Origin of the sequence: Aquirufa beregesia, assembly GCF_011090385.1 — a bacterium.
In the GTDB taxonomy this organism is placed as follows: Bacteria; Bacteroidota; Bacteroidia; order Cytophagales; family Spirosomataceae; genus Aquirufa; species Aquirufa beregesia.
Genome location: NZ_SEWW01000005.1, coordinates 1 through 18,759 on the forward strand (window position 1 = coordinate 1; position 18,759 = coordinate 18,759).

The 18,759-nt window shown below is 38.4% G+C and carries 18 protein-coding genes; 4 read left to right on the top strand and 14 right to left on the bottom strand.

All coding sequences use genetic code 11. The features are described 5' to 3' along the window. Positions 1-105: 105 nt before the first annotated feature. The 13 genes from EWU23_RS08725 to EWU23_RS08785 all read right to left on the bottom strand — a co-directional run bounded on the left by EWU23_RS08725 (position 106) and on the right by EWU23_RS08785 (position 10,579). Positions 106-597, bottom strand: coding sequence for a hypothetical protein (locus tag EWU23_RS08725; protein ID WP_166230996.1), 492 nt, complete (start codon positions 595-597; stop codon positions 106-108). Next, positions 594-1,298 carry an ABC transporter ATP-binding protein gene (locus tag EWU23_RS08730; RefSeq protein WP_166230999.1) on the bottom strand — a complete coding sequence of 235 codons (705 nt, stop codon included), beginning with the start codon at positions 1,296-1,298 and terminating at the stop codon, positions 594-596. The genes EWU23_RS08725 and EWU23_RS08730 overlap by 4 nt, the downstream gene beginning before the upstream one ends. Before the next feature lie 4 nt (positions 1,299-1,302). Beyond that, entirely contained in the window at positions 1,303-2,463 is a 1,161-nt protein-coding gene (locus EWU23_RS08735; RefSeq protein WP_317164312.1) for an FtsX-like permease family protein, read from the bottom strand. A 53-nt stretch (positions 2,464-2,516) separates the two neighbouring features. Then, positions 2,517-3,734 carry an ABC transporter permease gene (locus tag EWU23_RS08740; protein ID WP_166231002.1) on the bottom strand — a complete coding sequence of 406 codons (1,218 nt, stop codon included), beginning with the start codon at positions 3,732-3,734 and terminating at the stop codon, positions 2,517-2,519. A 1-nt stretch (position 3,735) separates the two neighbouring features. After that, positions 3,736-4,476 (bottom strand): outer membrane lipoprotein-sorting protein, encoded by a 741-nt coding sequence (locus tag EWU23_RS08745; RefSeq protein WP_166231005.1) that lies wholly within the window; start codon positions 4,474-4,476, stop codon positions 3,736-3,738. A gap of 111 nt (positions 4,477-4,587) precedes the next feature. Further along, a complete protein-coding gene (locus EWU23_RS08750) occupies positions 4,588-4,953 on the bottom strand; it encodes a DUF1304 domain-containing protein (RefSeq protein ID WP_166231037.1) in 366 nt (121 codons plus the stop codon). Between the two features lie 6 nt (positions 4,954-4,959). Then, positions 4,960-6,357 carry an aminopeptidase P family protein gene (locus tag EWU23_RS08755; protein ID WP_166231040.1) on the bottom strand — a complete coding sequence of 466 codons (1,398 nt, stop codon included), beginning with the start codon at positions 6,355-6,357 and terminating at the stop codon, positions 4,960-4,962. Positions 6,358-6,477: 120 nt separating this feature from the next. Then, positions 6,478-6,978, bottom strand: coding sequence for an acyl-CoA thioesterase (locus EWU23_RS08760; protein ID WP_166231043.1), 501 nt, complete (start codon positions 6,976-6,978; stop codon positions 6,478-6,480). A gap of 74 nt (positions 6,979-7,052) precedes the next feature. Then, positions 7,053-8,009, bottom strand: a complete 957-nt coding sequence (locus tag EWU23_RS08765; protein WP_166231046.1) for a ketopantoate reductase family protein — start codon at positions 8,007-8,009, stop codon at positions 7,053-7,055. A gap of 5 nt (positions 8,010-8,014) precedes the next feature. After that, the gene (locus EWU23_RS08770; protein ID WP_166231049.1) at positions 8,015-8,530 is read right to left on the bottom strand and encodes a DinB family protein; all 516 of its coding nucleotides are present in this window, start codon (positions 8,528-8,530) and stop codon (positions 8,015-8,017) included. A 6-nt stretch (positions 8,531-8,536) separates the two neighbouring features. Next, positions 8,537-9,625: a GNAT family N-acetyltransferase gene (locus EWU23_RS14250; RefSeq protein WP_317164313.1), complete on the bottom strand. Its 1,089-nt coding sequence runs from the start codon at positions 9,623-9,625 to the stop codon at positions 8,537-8,539. A 38-nt stretch (positions 9,626-9,663) separates the two neighbouring features. Then, positions 9,664-9,945 carry an antibiotic biosynthesis monooxygenase gene (locus EWU23_RS08780; RefSeq protein WP_166231052.1) on the bottom strand — a complete coding sequence of 94 codons (282 nt, stop codon included), beginning with the start codon at positions 9,943-9,945 and terminating at the stop codon, positions 9,664-9,666. Positions 9,946-9,988: 43 nt separating this feature from the next. Further along, complete coding sequence (locus EWU23_RS08785; protein WP_166231055.1) at positions 9,989-10,579, bottom strand: TetR/AcrR family transcriptional regulator; 591 nt, start codon at positions 10,577-10,579, stop codon at positions 9,989-9,991. A 262-nt stretch (positions 10,580-10,841) separates the two neighbouring features. On the opposite strand from EWU23_RS08785, the gene EWU23_RS08790 reads away from it, so the two are divergent. From EWU23_RS08790 to EWU23_RS08800, 3 genes are all read left to right on the top strand, one after another. Next, entirely contained in the window at positions 10,842-12,086 is a 1,245-nt protein-coding gene (locus EWU23_RS08790; protein WP_166231058.1) for a serine hydrolase domain-containing protein, read from the top strand. Positions 12,087-12,180: 94 nt separating this feature from the next. Beyond that, positions 12,181-13,452 (top strand): metallophosphoesterase, encoded by a 1,272-nt coding sequence (locus EWU23_RS08795; protein ID WP_166231061.1) that lies wholly within the window; start codon positions 12,181-12,183, stop codon positions 13,450-13,452. 153 nt (positions 13,453-13,605) lie between these two features. Next, complete coding sequence (locus EWU23_RS08800) at positions 13,606-16,914, top strand: glycosyl hydrolase (protein WP_166231064.1); 3,309 nt, start codon at positions 13,606-13,608, stop codon at positions 16,912-16,914. Between the two features lie 64 nt (positions 16,915-16,978). On the opposite strand, the gene EWU23_RS08805 is transcribed toward EWU23_RS08800, so the two are convergent. Next, entirely contained in the window at positions 16,979-17,866 is an 888-nt protein-coding gene (locus tag EWU23_RS08805) for a DUF4382 domain-containing protein (RefSeq protein WP_166231067.1), read from the bottom strand. 141 nt (positions 17,867-18,007) lie between these two features. On the opposite strand from EWU23_RS08805, the gene EWU23_RS08810 reads away from it, so the two are divergent. Continuing rightward, positions 18,008-18,745, top strand: a complete 738-nt coding sequence (locus tag EWU23_RS08810; protein WP_166231070.1) for a sulfite exporter TauE/SafE family protein — start codon at positions 18,008-18,010, stop codon at positions 18,743-18,745. Positions 18,746-18,759: the final 14 nt, after the last annotated feature.

Consider the following 18,759-nt stretch of genomic DNA (forward strand, 5'->3'; position numbering starts at 1 on the left):
GTTTGGAGATAATTTGAGAAAATAAACTTATGTTTGCCATGGGAAGAGGGTTAGTTTTTTTGTGCACCTCAAAGTTAATTGAGTTAAAAAACTTCTCTTCCTTTTTTAATCGTTTAGGACGCTATTGGTATTGAATAAATCATTGGGATTCCATAAGGTATTGATTCCCCAATTTATGCGCTGCCTCCCTAAGCGAAAAGTCCATTTTTTTTCTTTCCAATCCACATAAAACCGCTCCACATTGGTATGAAAAATTACATCAGGTTCATTAATCCAAGCCACTTGAAGGTTGAGGTTTTCGCTTGTATTTCTCAATCTACTAGCATAATTGGGAATGAGATGTAAGCTATTCCCTGTAAAAACTCTATTTCTTAACTCCAAGGAAAACTGGAGATTTTCCTTGGGTCTCCACTTAAATCGCAATCGATTATGAATCAATTGATTGGAATTGTTGGAATGGTTAATTGGGTCAAATTGTATGTTTTGTAGTGCTTTTATATAACCAGTGATACTCCAGTTTTTAGTGGTAGTAGTACTATCCTGGCCCAATAGAGGGGAAATAAAACATAAACAGAAAAAGACGCTAAGCCATTTCATGCAGGTAAAATTTGGCTGGCTGTATCCGAAACGATTCGCCCATCGACCAAGGTAATCACTCGCTTGGCTCTGTCAATCACACGTTGATCATGCGTAGAAAATAGGAAAGTCATATGTTCCTCTTGGTTTAATTTATACATGATATCCAATAAATTATTGGCTGATTGCGAATCTAAATTGGCTGTTGGTTCATCCGCTAAAATGAATTTAGGCTTAGAGGCCAAAGCCCTAGCGACCGCCACTCGTTGCTGCTGCCCACCCGATAGTTGCGAAGGCCTACTTTCCAGCTTATCAGATAATCCGATTTGATCAAACAAAACGTGTATTCTTTGTTCTCTTTTTCCCAGATCAATACCCTGCAGCTGCATGATGAATTCTACATTTTCTTTGGCTGTAAGCACCGGTATTAAATTGAATGATTGAAAGACAAAACCAATGTTTTTAAGTCGGAAATCAATTAATTCATTCGGACTCATCCGAGTAATGTCTTCGCCATTAATGGTGATGCTACCTTCATCAGGTAGGTCTAAACCCCCAATCAGGTTTAGTAAGGTTGTTTTCCCTGAACCCGATGGACCCACTAATGCGGTAAACTCCCCCTTTTCTACATGTAAATGCACGTTATTAACGGCATAAACGGGGATATTCTCCTTATTGTAAATTTTGGAGATATTATGTGCATCGATGACCGTATTATCCATATGTTTATTTTCTTAGTGCTTCTACAGGCTGTAATTGTAAGGCTTTTATGGCAGGGTAAAGACAGGAAATAAATGCTGTAATCAAGACGAATATAATAGTGCCTGCAATTTTATCTGTTGGAAACTCGGGGTAAATCGTCGTACTAAATCCAAAACTTCGCATCATTTCTTCCCCCATACTTTCCCAGTTTAATCCGTATTTGTGTAAGTAAGTGCTCAATAGCCAAGCGCTTGAGTATCCAATTGGGACACCTCCAATGGTCAGAAATGTTGTTTCTAATAATACCAAAGAAAACAATTGGAGCTTATTCATGCCCAAAGCCATCATCATTCCTATTTCTCGAGTACGTTCTAGAATGGCCATCAACATGGTGTTGATGATGCCAAATGCCAAGGCAAATAAAATAATGCCAATGATAATATAGGAGGTAATATCCACGGCACTAACCATTAAGTCTGTTTCTGGAGATAGTTCTTGCCACGTTTCTATTTCTAGCTTTTTAAATTGGTTTTGCAGTTTTTGTTGAGTAGTTAAGGTTAACTCATCTTGATGAAGTAGTATGACAATTTCATGTGATTCACCCGCTATGCCTAACATATCATTGAGGTCATCTTGTTGTACAAAGACATTTCTTTCATCCCACATGGAATTGGAAGATTGAAAAATCCCAGCAATCCTATAGGCCCCAGAAACCATGTTGCCTTCCTGATCAGTACAGGTAAGAACTATTTTATTACCAACTTCCAGTTTCATTTTTTTGGCTAATTTCTTGCCAATCAGGAGTTGATTTTTTTTCTGATTTTGAAAACCACTTCCTGCAATTAGTTTGTTTTTTAAGGCAGAGACCACGTTTTCCTGTTCTGGATTAATACCATTCATTTGAATTCCTGAACTTCCTGTTGTACTAGCCAACATTCCTTGGGCAATACTTCGCGTGGCAAATGCTTTTACCTGAGGAGTTTGCTTAATCTGTTGGATTAAAGATGGGAGTTGTTGAAGATATAAACTAGGTTCATACTCTTTTTTAAACTCGTTTTCATGAATTTGGAGATGTCCTACTTCGGTATAAATCAGGGATTTAATTCGATCGCGCATCATACCTTTGTATAATGCCTGTACCATGATACCTGCAAATAAACCTAAAGCAACGGATAAAATGATCACGAAGCTTCGTGATTTGTTGCGCCAAATGTTTCGCCAAGCCATGATTAGGATCATCATTTTTTCATGGATTCTACAGGGTTCAAACGAATAACTTTTATAACAGGGTACATGGATAAAATCAATCCAATCATTAGGACTACAATTCCTTGATTGATAAAGTGATGGTAATCCGTGGAAGTGGGGAATACTGCGTCAAAACCAAATCTTTCATAGGCTTTGGCTCCTTCTCCATAAATTCGAATGGGGAATTTATGTAAATAAAATACCAAAGGAATACTAGCCAAAATTCCTAAAATACATCCTACAATTACGGTGAATAGAGATTCAAAAAGTAATAGTATGGATAACTTACTTTTTTTCATTCCAATAGCCACTAACATGCCTAATTCATAGCGTCTTTCTGCCATCATGATGAGGAGTGTACCAAAGATGCCAAAGGAAATTAAGAGATAAAGAAAAGCTTGTACATATTTCATATTGGCGGAGTCCGTCTCAATATGCTGTTTGATATCTGGCATCATTTCTTCCCAAGTCATGACTTCGTAGGACTTACCTAAATTTTGCTGTAGTGAAGATTGAATAGCCATTAAATCATCCGTGTCTTGAAGCGATAAAACATAGGAAGTAATCATTTGAGGAGCGCTATATAAGTCTTGGGCCAATGCTAAAGGCATGACAATGGTTTTGTCGTTTAATTCTGGCGAACCCAATTTAATAACTCCTTGAATGGGGTATTTTCCTGCTGCGGTAGAGCCATGGTATCCTTGTCCAAACAGCACTAGCGTATCCCCTACATGGTTTTTTAAGCGTTTTAATAGTCCTTCCGATACAAGAATTCCACGGTCATTAGATCCTAAATAGCGCCCTTTCACTATTTTTTCCTGTAAATGGGTGATGCTTTGTTCTTGTACTGGGTTAATCCCAAGGACCAAACAGCCCTTGCTTAGTTCACCAGTAGAGGCTAAGGCAAAGGACTCTAAACGAGGAGAAATATCTTTTACTTGTGAATGACTTCGTATTTTACGCTGAATTTCAGGGTCTTCTTCAAAACAATTATCCAATAATTGTTCATCCCAATATCCAGCTTGATGTACTTGGATATAGCCCGAATAATAGCCAACCATATCTTTAATGAGGTTGTCGAAAATGCCCGTTTTTAGGCTACTCATTAAGATGGACAATAGCACAGCAAAAAATATAGCCGCCATGGTAATCATGGTGCGGTTGGCATTGCGCCATAAGTTTTTCCAGGCTAATTGTACAATCCACATGTTAATTGAACTGTTTCATTTTCTCAATGGAAAAGAAGTTGTCATCTATTTCCCGATTAAACTGTATGCTTTTGTAAAAAATCTCGGTCTTATGATTTTTCTTATTGGCAGGAATCATTTCGAGGTGGGTGGGGATTAATCTTCCATCCATCATTTTGATGTCATCCGCTTTCATTACATTAACCAATGAGCCTTCTTCATCATAAAACTCCGTATATAATTCGAGATAATCATTTTTGTCGATGGTAACATGTAGTTTCCCCCAAACTACAGCCGTGCTTGCTTTAGGGATGAGCTCGATTTTATAGCAAGGTCTACTTCCAATGGTCGTATCTTTTAGCAATCGGTGCTGATAATCATCGACTACGGAAGCTTCCTTAACTAAATCGTCGTTGGTAAAATCTGTTCCCATCCAACTATTCGTCATCATGGAAGGTGGAAGTTTGATGCTTCTTTCCAAAGCTGGCATCCAGTTCCAAACTTCTTTTTTGCGTTTTAAGAAAACGATACCTTTTTCTTTAGCCGGAGAAAGAACCAATATCATGGCTAATTGTGTGCCTTTAGACCAAGTTTTAACAGACATTTCTCTAGACCAAGTTGGCCTAGTGGTTTTGAACAACATTTCTGCTTGGGATGATTTCCCGCGCATTTTATCGTTTGCTTTTTTAATGATTTCACTGGCACTTTGTGCATCCAGAATCTGACAAGCGCTAAGAGCAAGGAATAGAAATAGATATTTCATACATGCCTATTTTTAAACAATTTACTGGATTATGTCTGTAAATGAGTCATTCCATAGAAATGTTGATGGAAATCATACGAATCTATCAGCTTTGCTGAATGATGCAAAGTGCTAAAGAAATAGATACACGCAAATCAAACTTATCAAGGCCGGTAAAGCCTGTTTGAAAAAGATAGCTCGACTATACAAGGCGCCAAAAAGTCCAGCCACCGACACGCAGCCTAAGAAAAATAGGGCCATGTTTTTCGACCAAATAGGGTCGGAGATACATAATGACCAAATTAATCCAGCCGCTAAAAAACCATTGTATAAACCTTGATTAGCGGCCAATCCCTTGGTAGGCTTAAACAATTCAGGGGCCAATGCCCCTTTGAATGTTTTTTTGCCCAATGTTTCCCAGGCAAACATCTCTAAATACAAGATGTACACATGCTCTAGGGCAACCAGCCCAATTAACACTTTGCTGATAATTTCCATTTTGGCTTATTTAAATATGCTTTTTCCTTTGGTCAATTTCTCTATTTCAGCTACAGTTCTTGGAGAACCTGCGGAAAGGTTGATAGGTGTATTTTGAGTCACCAAAATATCATCTTCAATTCTTACACCAATATCCCACCATTTTTTATCGCAATTGCTTCCTGCTGGAATATAAATACCTGGTTCTACTGTCAACACCACGCCTGCTTCCAAGACTCTAGGTCCCATATCATGCACATCCAATCCCAAATGATGGGAGGTATCATGAGGAAAATATTTTCTAGCCTCTTTTTCATTGGCAGCAATGCCCAACTTGATTAAGCCCGCATTAACCACGGCTCTTGAGGCCGCATCTACACCTGAAAATGGCAAGCCTGCTTTGCAAGCAGCAATACCTGCATCTTGAGCTTGAAGCACGATTTCATAGATGAGTTTTTGAGCCTCACTGAATTTACCATTGGCAGGAACCGTTCTGGTGACATCGGCACTATATCCGTGATACTCAGCCGCACAATCACTCAGTAATAATTCACCAGATTGGATTTCTTTTTGATTGGTGATATAATGTAGCACACAAGCATTGCCAGCGGCACCATTGATGCTGGGGTAGCCAGTATATTCAGAACCTTGGTTTTTAAAGTGGTATTCCATAATGGCCTGAGCTTGAAATTCTTTCATTCCTGGTTTAATGGCCCGCATGACATCATTATGACCTAGTACACTGATTTCGGCGGCTTTTTTAATTAAGGCAATTTCTTCTGCTTGTTTGATTCCTCTTAATTTACTCATGATTAGCATTGTGGACCGTTGGGATATCGGTTTGTGCTGAGCAACCACTAAGCTGTCGACTAGGTTAGCCATACGGGTTAAAGGCTCCTCTCTTCTTTCATATTTACCAAAAATCCCTTCATTTCGATATAGCGAATAGACGGAATCAATTTGGGCAAAAGGTAGGGTAGTGGCGTTTAGTTTATCGTTAGTGAAGACATTGTCCATCTTACTTTTTTCCTTGTATCCATCCACTCCTAAAATCTTACCTGTCCAAAGTTCTTTCAATGGATCACGATTTTGTAGGAAAATAAATTCTGTTCCTGTTTTTCCTAATAGGGTAACGGGTTTTTTAAACAGGAATAAAACAGCATTGGGTTCATCTAAACCTGTTAGGTAGTAGAAGTTTTTGCTTTGTGCATATTGATAGGTTATGTCATTATTGCGCACACGTACTTGAGAAGCAAAAAAGACAGCCATACCCTTGTCAGAAATTTTTTCTTTCAATGCAGCTCTTCTGCTAGCATGGAATTCCGGACTCAAATAATCATTGGGATATAGCTGGGGAGATTGTGCTAAAATTAAGCAAGGACTCACTAAGGCAAATACCAAGAAACAGAATTGGGAGGTCTTCATATTTTGTTGATAAGTGGATGTTCTATAAATAAAAGTATCAAGTTTCCTTCAATTTTTTGTTGCCTAATTCAAAATTTCCCAAATTCATTTACTTATAGATTTAACCTAAAGGTGAATTATTTATGAAGCTGGATTGCTTTTAGCTTTAAAGGAATTGATTAAGTGTTTTAGTCGAATATGTAAATTCTCTTCGTGGTTGATTGCTTCATTTTCAATGGATTTTGCCCAATTCATAAAATCAGAAGAATGCTGACTTTTTTTGCCTGTTTGTGTACTTATTGGGATTAATTTCGTTCGCATGATCGCTTTTAGATGACTTTGACTTTTATTCATCATGATGGTTTCTAAAAATAGAAGCTCAGAATCCGCGTAAAGCAGACTTGATTGAATGCAAACAACTTCATTGTATAAAGCGGGTTTGATATAAGCTATTTCATGTCCTCCCACAACCCAACCTAGGCCCTTGCTAAAGTATGAAGTCAAATCAACCTCGTAAAAGTCTCTTAAATGATCTTCACGAGCATTCATGAAATAATCAAGATATCTTGAATTATTTAAGTGCCCCAATAAATCACAATCATTAAATCGAATAATATAGGTACTGCTAGGTGTCTTAGTCATGTCATTGTTAGTTTATGTATTGGCCCCGATCATTTCAATTGTTTTTCCATCATGCCAGTATAAGATTGATCGATTTAGGCTTTTATATGTGGGTATTTTAAGCGTAAGTCTTCAAATGCCTTTTCGTAATGTGGAAGTTTCAGAGAATGTGATGTTGCTTCTCTTATTACATAGGTAAGAAGGGAGTCGATTTCTGATAGATTTCCTTTCGCCAAATCAAGTTGGAAAGAGGACTTGACTGTTGGGTTGAATTTCCCGAGTAGTTCAACATTGTTTTTGATGGTATTTTCATCCAAAGGAATATGTTTTGCTTGGGCTAATTGGATCAATTCAGTTGTAAGTTGAATGAATAGTTTTTGGTGACTTTCATTTTCAAGTATTTGAGAAAATGTCTGCTGAGTTAATGCAGAAACTATGGCTATTGGAGACACAAACAGGAATTTTTTCCACAGAATTTTCTGAATGTTTTGTGTGAATTTCGTGTCTATTCCAGCATCTTGAAGCAATTTTTCAAAATATTCCCCCTGTTTACTTGCCTGTTTATTCGTGCCAAAAAACAACTTAGTAGGTCCAGGTTTGTGTTCAATTATACCAGCTTGTTGGATGTTGGAAGCAATGAATATACATCCTTCCAATAAGGTAATTCCTTTAGGCAGTAAATCGGCTACAGTTGCTTGGCCATTGACCGTGTTTTGAGTTGTGATTATAACAGCATTAGGTCGTAGACACCTGGCATATTCTTTTAAGATCGAGGTGGTCGAATAGCTTTTGGTGCAGATAAGTAAGGCATCTATCTGACCAATGATAGCTGGGTCATGTGAATTAATGCTTGGGACACAAACATACGTTTGATCTCCAGAATGCAGGGTAAGTCCTTGTTGGTCAATAACCTTTTGGTTTTCTCCTCGTGAAATAAATAGGATTTCAATGTTTTCGCTATTTTGATAATGGTAGGCTAATTTCCCACCTATGTAACCACCAATACCACCTATTCCTGCTATGGCAATTCTTGTTTTTTGATTTGTATTCATGGGTTTTATGGTGTCTTGTGTAGTAATTGGCTTATTGCAGCTAAATGGTGGTCGTCATGATCTGCCACAAATAATAAATGATCTTGTAGGTTCATCGGTATTTTTAATCTAGGATGTAGAGCAGATTGCAACAGATTTTCAGGTTGTAGCGTTTGAAGCATTTGTATAGTTTCAAGTCGATATCTTTTAAAAGAGTCTACTAATTCATGGATGGAAGTTGCATTGTGATTGGCTGAATGTGTTTGAGAATTGTCTAAATCGGTATACCTCAATTGGGTCTGGCCGCTCAAGATGTCCTCAATTCTTCCTTGCCAGAGTGGTTCCAGATCAATCAAGTGTCCAATGTTTTCTTTGATACTCCAAGAGTTACCTTCCGACTGCGTAAGTATTTTTTCAGACGCTCCTATAAGTTTATCCGTTAAGCGAATCGAAGTTCCACTTAGTCGTTCTAGTATGGATGGGAAAATTTGCTGAGTATTTCCAAATTGAAAATGTCTCTCAAACCATTTTTCTTGTTGCATGGTCGTTTATTTTTTTAGCTCAAGTTCTAATAAGGCAACTTGTAAGTTGTGGTGTTGAATGGGCAATTCGGAACTATTAGAAGTGGTGTAATCTCCCATATGATTGAAACCGAATTTTTTGTAATAGTCGATTATGTTTGTATTGGCAGCCCAAGTGTCCATTCGGATGTAGCCCAACTGTTTTTCTTGTGCATTCTTTTGTGCCCAATTGATTACTTTTTCTACTTGCTTTTGACCTTTAAATGCAGGATTGACCACAATTCGATGTAAGTAAATAGCGTCTCCTTTTTCTCTTTCCCTCCATATTTGTTCATCTGCATAGCAGACACTAAAAATGCAAATGATAGTATCGTCTTGAATGATTTTATATTGGAGTTGATTTTCTATTTCCCATTGAATGAAGTTTTTGTCGTAGGTAGTCCAGCCTACATATTTGTTTTTATTTATGTAGTGAATAGCTTCTTCAAAAAACCAATAAATAAGCTCTAGGTCATCGATTGTTGTATTTTCTATTTGATAATTACTTGAAGGAGCCTGTTGGAGGTATTCTTCTGTAAAATGAATTCTACTCTTTTCAGTTGCGAATTTTTGGGTATTATACTGCCCTGAATTCCCTTTCGGAATGGATAAGGATTCCCATTGTTCATTGCGAAGCATTTTACCCATGAATACGATTTGGCCAATATGGTAAGGATAATGAGCTAGCTGGCGATTAATGGCTTCTGTAACCGTATGACCTTGGTTTCTAATATAAATGATTTTCGATAAGTCCTCATCAGTTAGCTTACTTAAGGTTGTCAATAGACAATCCCAACCCGCATTCCAGCTAGCCATGAGCTGCTCCTTATCTTGGATGGTGTGATTGAATTCATTATCTCTATTTCTTCCTTCCTTTTCTCCATCTGATAGTAAGAAGTCGGTCCAGCGGGAAAGCATATTCCCACTGAGGTGTTGAATAATGATAGCTATGCTATTGCTTTCCGTATTGTATTGCCAAAATAGATCAGGTTCATTGACTTGTTCTATGGTCTTTTCCGCGAGCATTTTGTAATATTCAAATTGCTTGATTACACTAGATAAATAGTTTGGGTCCATGTTCTTCTATAGTTAATGTGAGACAAAAGAAATGAGAATTAAAGAATGCCAGAATCTATTAGGTTGAGGTAATTGAACTCCGGAGTTTTAACACCCGCATCTAATCTGATTTGCTTGACTTCTGGTGAGTTGAAAAATGACTTGGCTTTTTCTACATCTTCCCAATGTGAAAAATGAACAACCTTGTTTGGCTCATGGTGGAATTGTAATACTTGAAACGAAATTTCCCCAGCTTCTTTTCGAATGCTTACTGCTTGGTCAAATTGCTTTTTCCATGTTGAGTAATCGGCTACTTCATGGATAATAAGGACATAGTTCATAAGATCATTTTTATACCGTTTGGTATATTTTTAATTAAATTTTTTACACTTTTAAGTTACGGATCAATTTTTCTAGGAAGTCCATCGATTCATACAAAGCATTGAGGTTACCAGTTACTTTAGTTTGCATAAAACTACCTTGGATCAAAGAGGTAAGCACTGATATAAATTCTTGAACTTGAAGATCAGCTTTGATTTCACCAGTTGATATTCCTTTATTAATCAAGAATTCTAATGATTTTCTCCAATAGGAAAAAGCAGCAGTGGCCTTACTTCTCAACTGAGGATGCGTGTCATCTGCCTCCGTTGAAGTATTCGTAATGGGACAACCTGCAGCTAGGAAAGGTAATTTTAGAAAGTTTCTATATGTTTGAGGGTAAACTAATAATTTGCCAATCATGGAGGGTTGAGTTTCCATTTGACTTTTTATGTAGAGATTAACCCGCATAAAATTGTAATCAAAAGCTGCCAAAGCTACTTCGTCTTTATTGTCAAAATTCCCATAAATACTCCCCTTCGTTAAACCTGTGGCAAATGTTAAATCATTGATAGACGTACCTGCATATCCCTTTGTATTGAATATGGGGGCTGTTTTTTCAATAATGAATTGTTTAGTTCTCGCTGCTTTCGACATGTTTTATTGGCTATCGGATGTAAATGTAATAAAATATACCAATTGGTATAAATATTATTTTGTTTTTTTCATCATGTATTTGACAGGAATATTCATTCTATTTTCAACATGATCTTTTTATTTAATGAATAAAATTCCTCCAACTAAATACAGCAGGTTTTTCATGAAGTAGTTTAGATCATTTGAGAGACTTTGTTCATTATTTTTCTCTATTTATTGCTTAGCTTCAACCCTGAATTTCTAAAAATCAATTTTTTGTGAGATGAAACTAAAAAAATACCTAATATTCTTTGGATTTTGCTTTTTAGTAAGCACGACCATTTTTGCTCAATCTTCCGAAAAATTAGTAGCAGGAATATCCTTGGAGCGTTTACAGCGCTATGACACCTTTTTGCAAAAAGAAATAGATAATCATTTGATCCCTGGAGCCGTTAGTTTCATTATGAAAGATGGCAAAGTAATCGAGCATCGTGCTTTGGGGTATAGTAATGCTGTAGATAAAGTCCCAATGAAGACAGACGATCTTTTTTATATGCAATCCATGACCAAGCCCATCATTACCGTGGCTTTTATGATGCTGTATGAAGAAGGACATTTTTTATTGACTGATCCTGTTTCCAAATACATCCCTGAATTTAAAAATATGCGGGTGGCTAAAGACGTGAACCAAGGGGCTAATGGAGAAACAGATAGTTTGACTAGTCAAATTACCATTGCCCAAATCCTAAGTCATACTTCTGGCATGACCCACGGATTGGCAACTACGGCCTTGGATAGAGATTTTAGAATGAAATATTATGGCTTGCCCTTTCCCAAGAACATTCAAGAGTTGGTCATCAAGGCTACAAAAGTTCCTTTGGTAGGTCAACCAGGAAAACAGTGGAATTACAGTGCCAGTCCTGATGTATTGTCGGCCTTAATCGAGAAGTTTTCTGGCATGAGCACTGCTGATTTTCTGCAAGAAAGACTGTTTAAACCTCTAGGTATGATGAATACGGGGTATAATTTAACGGCTGCTCAAGCTGCTAGAGTGGTGAAAGTACATCGTAATTTACCAGATGGTTCTTTGATTTTGACTACCAATCAGCCTAAAACATCAGGCAATGTCATTTGGTTTGGAACGCATAGCCTGTTTTCCACAGCCAAAGATTATATGGAGTTTTGCCAAATGTTATTGAATGAGGGCAAATGGAAAAGTAAACAATACCTAAGTAAAAAGACCTTGGAATTGATGGTATCTAACCACGTGGGTGATATGTATGAAAAACGCATTCCAGACCGTAAAGGAGAAGGTTTTGGTTTGGGATTTGCCATATTAGAAAGCGTATCGGGTAGTCAAGTCCTGGGAGATAAAGGATTGTATTTTTGGTCAGGAGCTAATAATACCCACTTTTTTATCAACCCTAAGGAGAAGTTAATCGCTATCATGTTAACCCAAAAGGACCCACATACCATTTATTACCATACCAAAATGCGCCAATTAATCCATCAAGCAATTGTGGATTAATCAGTCTTTCTAGGTAATTTAATCCTGAGTTAATTAAAATTAAATCCATATGCCAAAGCCCACAAGCCTTGGCATATTCATGTAAACCTATTCTATGAAACATCTCATTATCCTATTAATGCTAGGAGTCATTCCTGCATGGGCTCAAAATGCAAAAATCGTTCGAGGGCCCTACTTACAAAACTTCACGAGTACTTCAGGCGTGATCCGATGGAGGACAGATGTACCTACCGACAGTCGGGTGTATTATGGTAAAGCATTACCTAAAAATACCCAATCTGTTTATGACGCACATTTGACTACGGAACATGAAATAAAAATTACGAGATTAATTCCCAATCAGACTTATTTTTATTCCATTGCTAGCCCTCAAGTGTTAGCTCATCAATTTGTCAAGACTTTACCTAAACTGGGTAGCAATCAAGCCATACGAATTTGGGCCTTAGGGGATTTTGGTACGGGTTCTAAAAATCAGTTGTTGGTTCGAGATGCAGTCAAAAATTTTGTCAAACAAAAGCCCATCGATGCTTGGATTTGGTTAGGAGATAATGCCTACGGGAGTGGGAAAGATGTAGAATATCAGAAAAATGTGTTTGAGGTATATCAAGATGATTTTTTTTCGAATACCAAATTATGGCCTAATCCAGGCAATCATGATTATAAGGACAATCCTGATTCCAAGAAACTGGCGTATTATCAAAACTTCACCATGCCTATGAATGGAGAGGCAGGAGGGCTTAAGTCGGGGACAGAAGCCTATTATTCCTTTAACCTAGGTAATGTACACTTCGTTTCTGTTAATTCGGAGGAAACATCGGAAGATGGGACTAGTATAATTGATAGTACGGGTCAACAAGCGCAGTGGCTCAAACGGGATTTGGCAGCGAATAAATTACCTTGGACCATCGTCTATTTTCATGAACCTCCTTATTCAAAAGGGTCGCATGACACGGATACGGATGAGGAGATGACCAAGGTTCGTCAACAAATCGTGCCCATATTTGATCGGTATCGGGTGGATTTGGTACTGGCTGGACATAGTCATTCCTATGAAAGGACTAAGCCAATTCGAGGGCATTTGGGGCAGAATGACAGTTTTGAAGCACATAAACACGTGCTTGCTAAGGAAATTAAACCTAATCATTATGTAGTTGACAAATCCTCAGCCCAAGGGACAATTTATATCGTGGCAGGTTCGGGAGGACAATTGGGAAAGAGTCAAGCCAGCTTTCCTTTAAAATCCTCCGCATTTTCTACCGTGGCTCTAGGAGGATCACTCATCTTAGATGTTGAGGGTAAAAGATTAGTTGGACAATGGCTAGGATCTGATGGAAAAGTTCATGATGAATTCAGTATTCACAAGTAAAGCAGACTTTTTTTTGCAAAAAAATAGTTTTTTTTCTCGGTGAGAATATCAATTTAACACTGATTGGTTGATTTAGAGGAATTGCCCTAGGATGGATAATGATAGTTAGCTCAAAATGCTTTGGTATTTTGCCTGTACAAAACTGAATTATTCATGGTTAACCGTAAATATTTTTTTGCTTTACTTGCTCCATTTATGCTGAGCGGGAGTGTTCATGCCCAAGATGCATTGAAGGCAGAATTTAAAACTCCTCCGAATACGGCTAAACCTCGGGTTTGGTGGCATTGGATGAATGGAAACATCACCAAAGAAGGTATTCAGAAGGATTTGGAGTGGATGGAAAAAACGGGGATCGGTGGCTTTCAGAATTTTGATGCTAGCTTAATGACGCCAGTAGTGGTGAAGGATAAGCTAGGTTTTATGAATCCTGGCTGGAAGGAGGCTTTTAAATTTACAGCCGATTTAGCTAAGAAAAAGAATTTAGAAATGGCCATTGCGGGCTCTCCAGGGTGGAGTGTGACCGGGGGACCCTGGGTAAAACCTTCCGATGCCATGAAAAAATACGTGTGGTCGGAGACGCGCATCAGTGGAGGAAAGTTATTTTCCGCTAAGATTCCTGCTCCTTCAACCGTGACAGGACCGATGCAAAATACGCCCGTGGAGGCAGGCGGATTTGGCGGTCCAGCACCTGGTCCTGCTCCTGTGGTACCTGAGTATTATCAAGATTTTGCCCTAATAGCCTACCCTTTGTCTAAACAGGATAAAGCCATGGGAAGTATGAATGCTATCTTGACTAGCAGCGGAGGCATATTTACTATAGCTCAATTGACCGATGGTGATTTGCATAATTTTGGCATGTTACCTCCTAAAAATGTGGGTGATGACACGTGGATTCAATACGAGTTTCCAGAAGCTCAAGAAATTGCCGCTGTAACTCTTGCCAATGAAGGCTATGGAGAATTAGCCGTTTTTAGAGGAGGACCAGAAAATCGTTTCCTTCAATATAGTACAGATGGAATTACTTTTAAGCAAATTGTAGCTATTCCAGGCACTATTACTGCCCAAACCACTTTATCATTCAGTCCAGTAAAGGCGAAATTTGTTCGCTTAGTCTATAAAATATTGGCGCCAGCACCTAGTATGATGGCAATGTTTGGAGGCAGTCAAGACAATACACCTAAAGGAACTCAAGTTTCTGAGTTTGTGGTACACTTTAGTCCAAAAGTTCACTTGTTTGAAGGAAAGGCTGGTTTTCAGCCTTGGGTAGAGACACCTGAAATAATACGTTATAATCCTGCTGGACCTAGTACAAATCAAGTGATTGATTTAACTAGTCAAATGAAAGCAGATGGTACCTTAAACTGGAATGCCCCTTCGGGAGATTGGGTTATTTATCGTTTTGGATATTCTTTGACAGGTAAAAAGAATCACCCAGCATCTCCTGAAGCTACTGGTTTGGAGGTAGATAAAATAGACCGGGAAGCGGTAAGTCGTTATTTGAATAATTATTTAGATCAGTATAAAGACGCTACAGGAGCTGACTTAATGGGAAGGCAGGGCTTGACGCACATGGTATTGGATAGTTATGAAGCGGGTCATATGACTTGGACACCAGCCATGTTTGAGGTATTTAAAGCCAAGCGAGGATATGACATGAAGCCTTGGTTACCCGTTTTAGTGGGTCAAATTGTTCGAGATTTAAAGTCCAGTGAGAAGTTTTTATGGGATTTTAGAAAGACCATCGGGGAGATGATTGTCGAAAATCATTATGAGTTAATTGGTGAGATTTTGGCACAGCGGGGAATGAAGCGCTATACGGAATCGCATGAATCTGGGCGTATCTTTTTAGCTGATGGTATGGATGTGAAAAAGAAAGCAGATATACCTATGTCGGCTATGTGGCAGCCAGGAGCTCTTGTTCCAGGCGCGGATGAAGAGATTAGAAGTAGGGCTGATATTCGAGAGTCGGCATCGGTAGCCCATATTTATGGTCAAAATATCGTGGCAGCTGAGTCTATGACCACGGTAGGGAATCCTTTTAAACCACATCCTGGTACTTTGAAGAGAACGGCCGACGTAGAAATGGCATCAGGCTTGAATCGATTTGTTATCCATACTTCGGTACACCAACCACTGGATAATTTATTTCCTGGGTTCACATTAGGGCCATTTGGACAATGGTTCACTCGACAAGAGACTTGGGCAGATCAGGCTCGTGTTTGGGGGGATTATTTGGGAAGAAGCTCATATATGTTACAGCAAGGTAAGTTTGTTGCAGACATCTTGTATTACTATGGGGAGAATACCAACATTACGTCCAATTTCACTAAATCCTTACCCGATGTGCCTGCAGGCTACGAGTATGATTTTGTGAATGCCACCGCTTTGAAAAATGTTATTTCTTCCAGCAATAAGAAATTGACGAACCCCCATGGTGGTCAATATTCTATTTTAGTTTTAGATCCAACTGCCAAACAAATGACTTTGTCTGTGTTGAATAGGATATTACAATTAGCGATTGATGGTGTACCTGTAGCAGGTCAAGCGCCAGAATACACACCAAGCTTAGTAGATAATGAACAAGAGTTTATAGGTCAATTGTCCCAATTAAAAAAAATACCCAATGTGCATTTTGGGAAGAATGTGAAAGAGGTTTTGGCTCTATTAAAGGTTTCAGAAGACGTTCAGATATCGAATCAAAAAGCGGAGATTTTGTGTGTTCACCGTGCTTTGGCTGACAAGCAGATTTACTGGTTGAATAGTCGTTCCAATGAACCTAACTCTGCTCAAATTTCTTTCCGTGTCAGTGGTAAAGTTCCATCTATTTGGAATCCAGAAACAGGAGAGGTATCCAAAGTAGGTTATGAAATCAAAGGTGGTCGAACCATTTTGAACCTAGATTTTAGTCCTTGGGATGCGTATTTTGTGGTTTTTGAAGGAAAGGCTACCGCATTGAAGGTATCCTATAGCAAGCCGCAAGTGGTAAAAACTCAAAAGGTAGATGGGCCTTGGAAAGTTCAATTCCAAAAGGATAGAAGTGCTCCAGCGGAGATTACATTGAATTCCTTGATATCATTGAATAAGCATGAAAATGAAGGAGTTAAATATTTTTCTGGGGCGGCTACTTATAGCAATAAGTATGAATTGTTGAGCATCGCTAGAGGAGAAAGTATTCAGCTCGATTTAGGGGATGTGAAAAATTTAGCTGAAGTATATGTCAATGGAAACAAAGTGGCGACACTTTGGAAAAAGCCATTTGTGGTGGATATCACCTCACCATTAAAAATGGGTAAAAATACGATTGAAATAAAGGTAATTAACTCTTGGGTAAACCGCTTAGTAGGAGATGCACAGCCGGGGGCTAATAAGATTACATTTACTTCTTTCCCTTTGATTCGTCCCAATAGTCAAACCGAGGAATCGGGTCTATTAGGGCCTGTTAAAGTATTGATTTACAAATAAAATGATAAATGGTTGCTTAAAAATCCCCGGTCTTTCCGGGGATTTTTTTTGCTCTTTTCTTGAATTACAAGGCTATATTCAAAGACGTTGTTTTTTGACTTTGAACCACGATGGCACTAATTTGTTTTTCTACTGTCACTATGCCAGTGGCATTTTCAGAGACTACGATTAAATCATAGCTTCCTGCAGCCAAAAATGCTAAGGTATACGCTCCCGTAGAACTTACTTTGGTGCTTGAAATGGCATTCGCAAAACGAACATTTTCGCCCGTTGGTTCATTGCTTTCACTTGTGGTGTATTTATCTTTTTCATACGTATAAACCACATATTTTTTATCCGTAGCCAAATTGCTTACTAATCCTGAGATCGTCCCCGATTGATTATTTACAGCAATTTTAATTGTTGGATTTAAAATATAAGTGCTTCCAGATCCTGTTACGACAATGGATTTTCTCAAGTCGAAGTCGGCCGTAACTTCCACCACCCCATTGATGGGTACTGAAAAGTTTCCGTTCGCTTTATAACCTGATGACGCGCCACTAGGTACAAATAGAGGCATTTTTTCACCAGTGTTGAGTTCGACATAACATCCCGGATTGGCAGGATTGTTGGTCCCCTTGGTAGGAGCATCTAATTTAAATCGTAATCCCGTATAGTTTCCTGATTTTAAGGTATAGTTACCTAGTAGAGATGTTTTTCCATTTTGCAAATCTAGAATATTCACTACTTGTGGACTGGTAAAATCAGTAGCCGTTTCCCAAGAACCACCACTATTTTGGTATTCTAATCCGGTGAAGGTAACGTACACGGCTTTGACATTGTTGGCGTCAATCGGAGCATCCGTAACGCTAAGGGCAAGCTTTCCTGTGCCATTCGTGAGTTCGTCACTTTTGCACGAAACAAACAAGGTAGAAATGATTAAAAGTGCTGAGAGATGATTAGAGAGTTTCATTATTTTATATGGTTTTAAAATTTCAATGTTAACGTAATATTAGATGTTAAATTTCATTAAAAAATGCTATATTGTTCCAAATAACGCATTTTTGAAGCCACATTTGGGCTTTTTGTCATCCTAATTGTTTTAGTCAAAGTCATGATGAGTTCACTAGTCGTTTTGCTCCTATTTTTGGCAATAATCGCATTTCTTTATTCATCGGTCGGTCATGGTGGGGCAAGCGGATATTTGGCCGTCATGGCATTTATGGGGGTGGCTCCTGCCATCATGAAGCCTTCTGCCTTGGTAATGAATCTAGCCGTGTCGCTGTTTTCATTTATTGGATTCTATCGGGCGGGACATTTTAAGATTCAATTATTTTTGCCTTTTGCTTTGGCCTCTGTACCCATGGCTTATTTAGGTGGCATGATGACTCTTTCTGATTCGATTTATAAGAAGATTTTAGCATTGTGTATTTTAATATCCATTTTTCGATTAATCTTTCAATTTCGACAAGAAAAAGAAGAAATTAGGCCGATTTCCATGTCGGCAGGACTTGTTTCAGGAGGAGCCATTGGTTTACTTTCAGGAATGATCGGAATCGGAGGAGGTATTGTGTTGAGTCCATTGATGCTATTGATGCGTTGGGCCACCTTAAAGCAAACGGCAGCTGTTTCTGCCTTATTCATATTTGTCAATTCCTTATCAGGTTTATATGGCCAAATCCAAAAGGGAGGAATTCAAGTGACAGATAATTTTCAGTGGGCAGTAGCGGCGACCGTCCTAGGAGGACTATTGGGTTCTTATTATGGAAGCCAAAAGTTCAATGTACCCACTTTGCGCTATCTCTTAGCTATCGGTCTTGTTATAGCTAGTGCTAAATTAATATTTACGTAGTTTTGACCAATGAT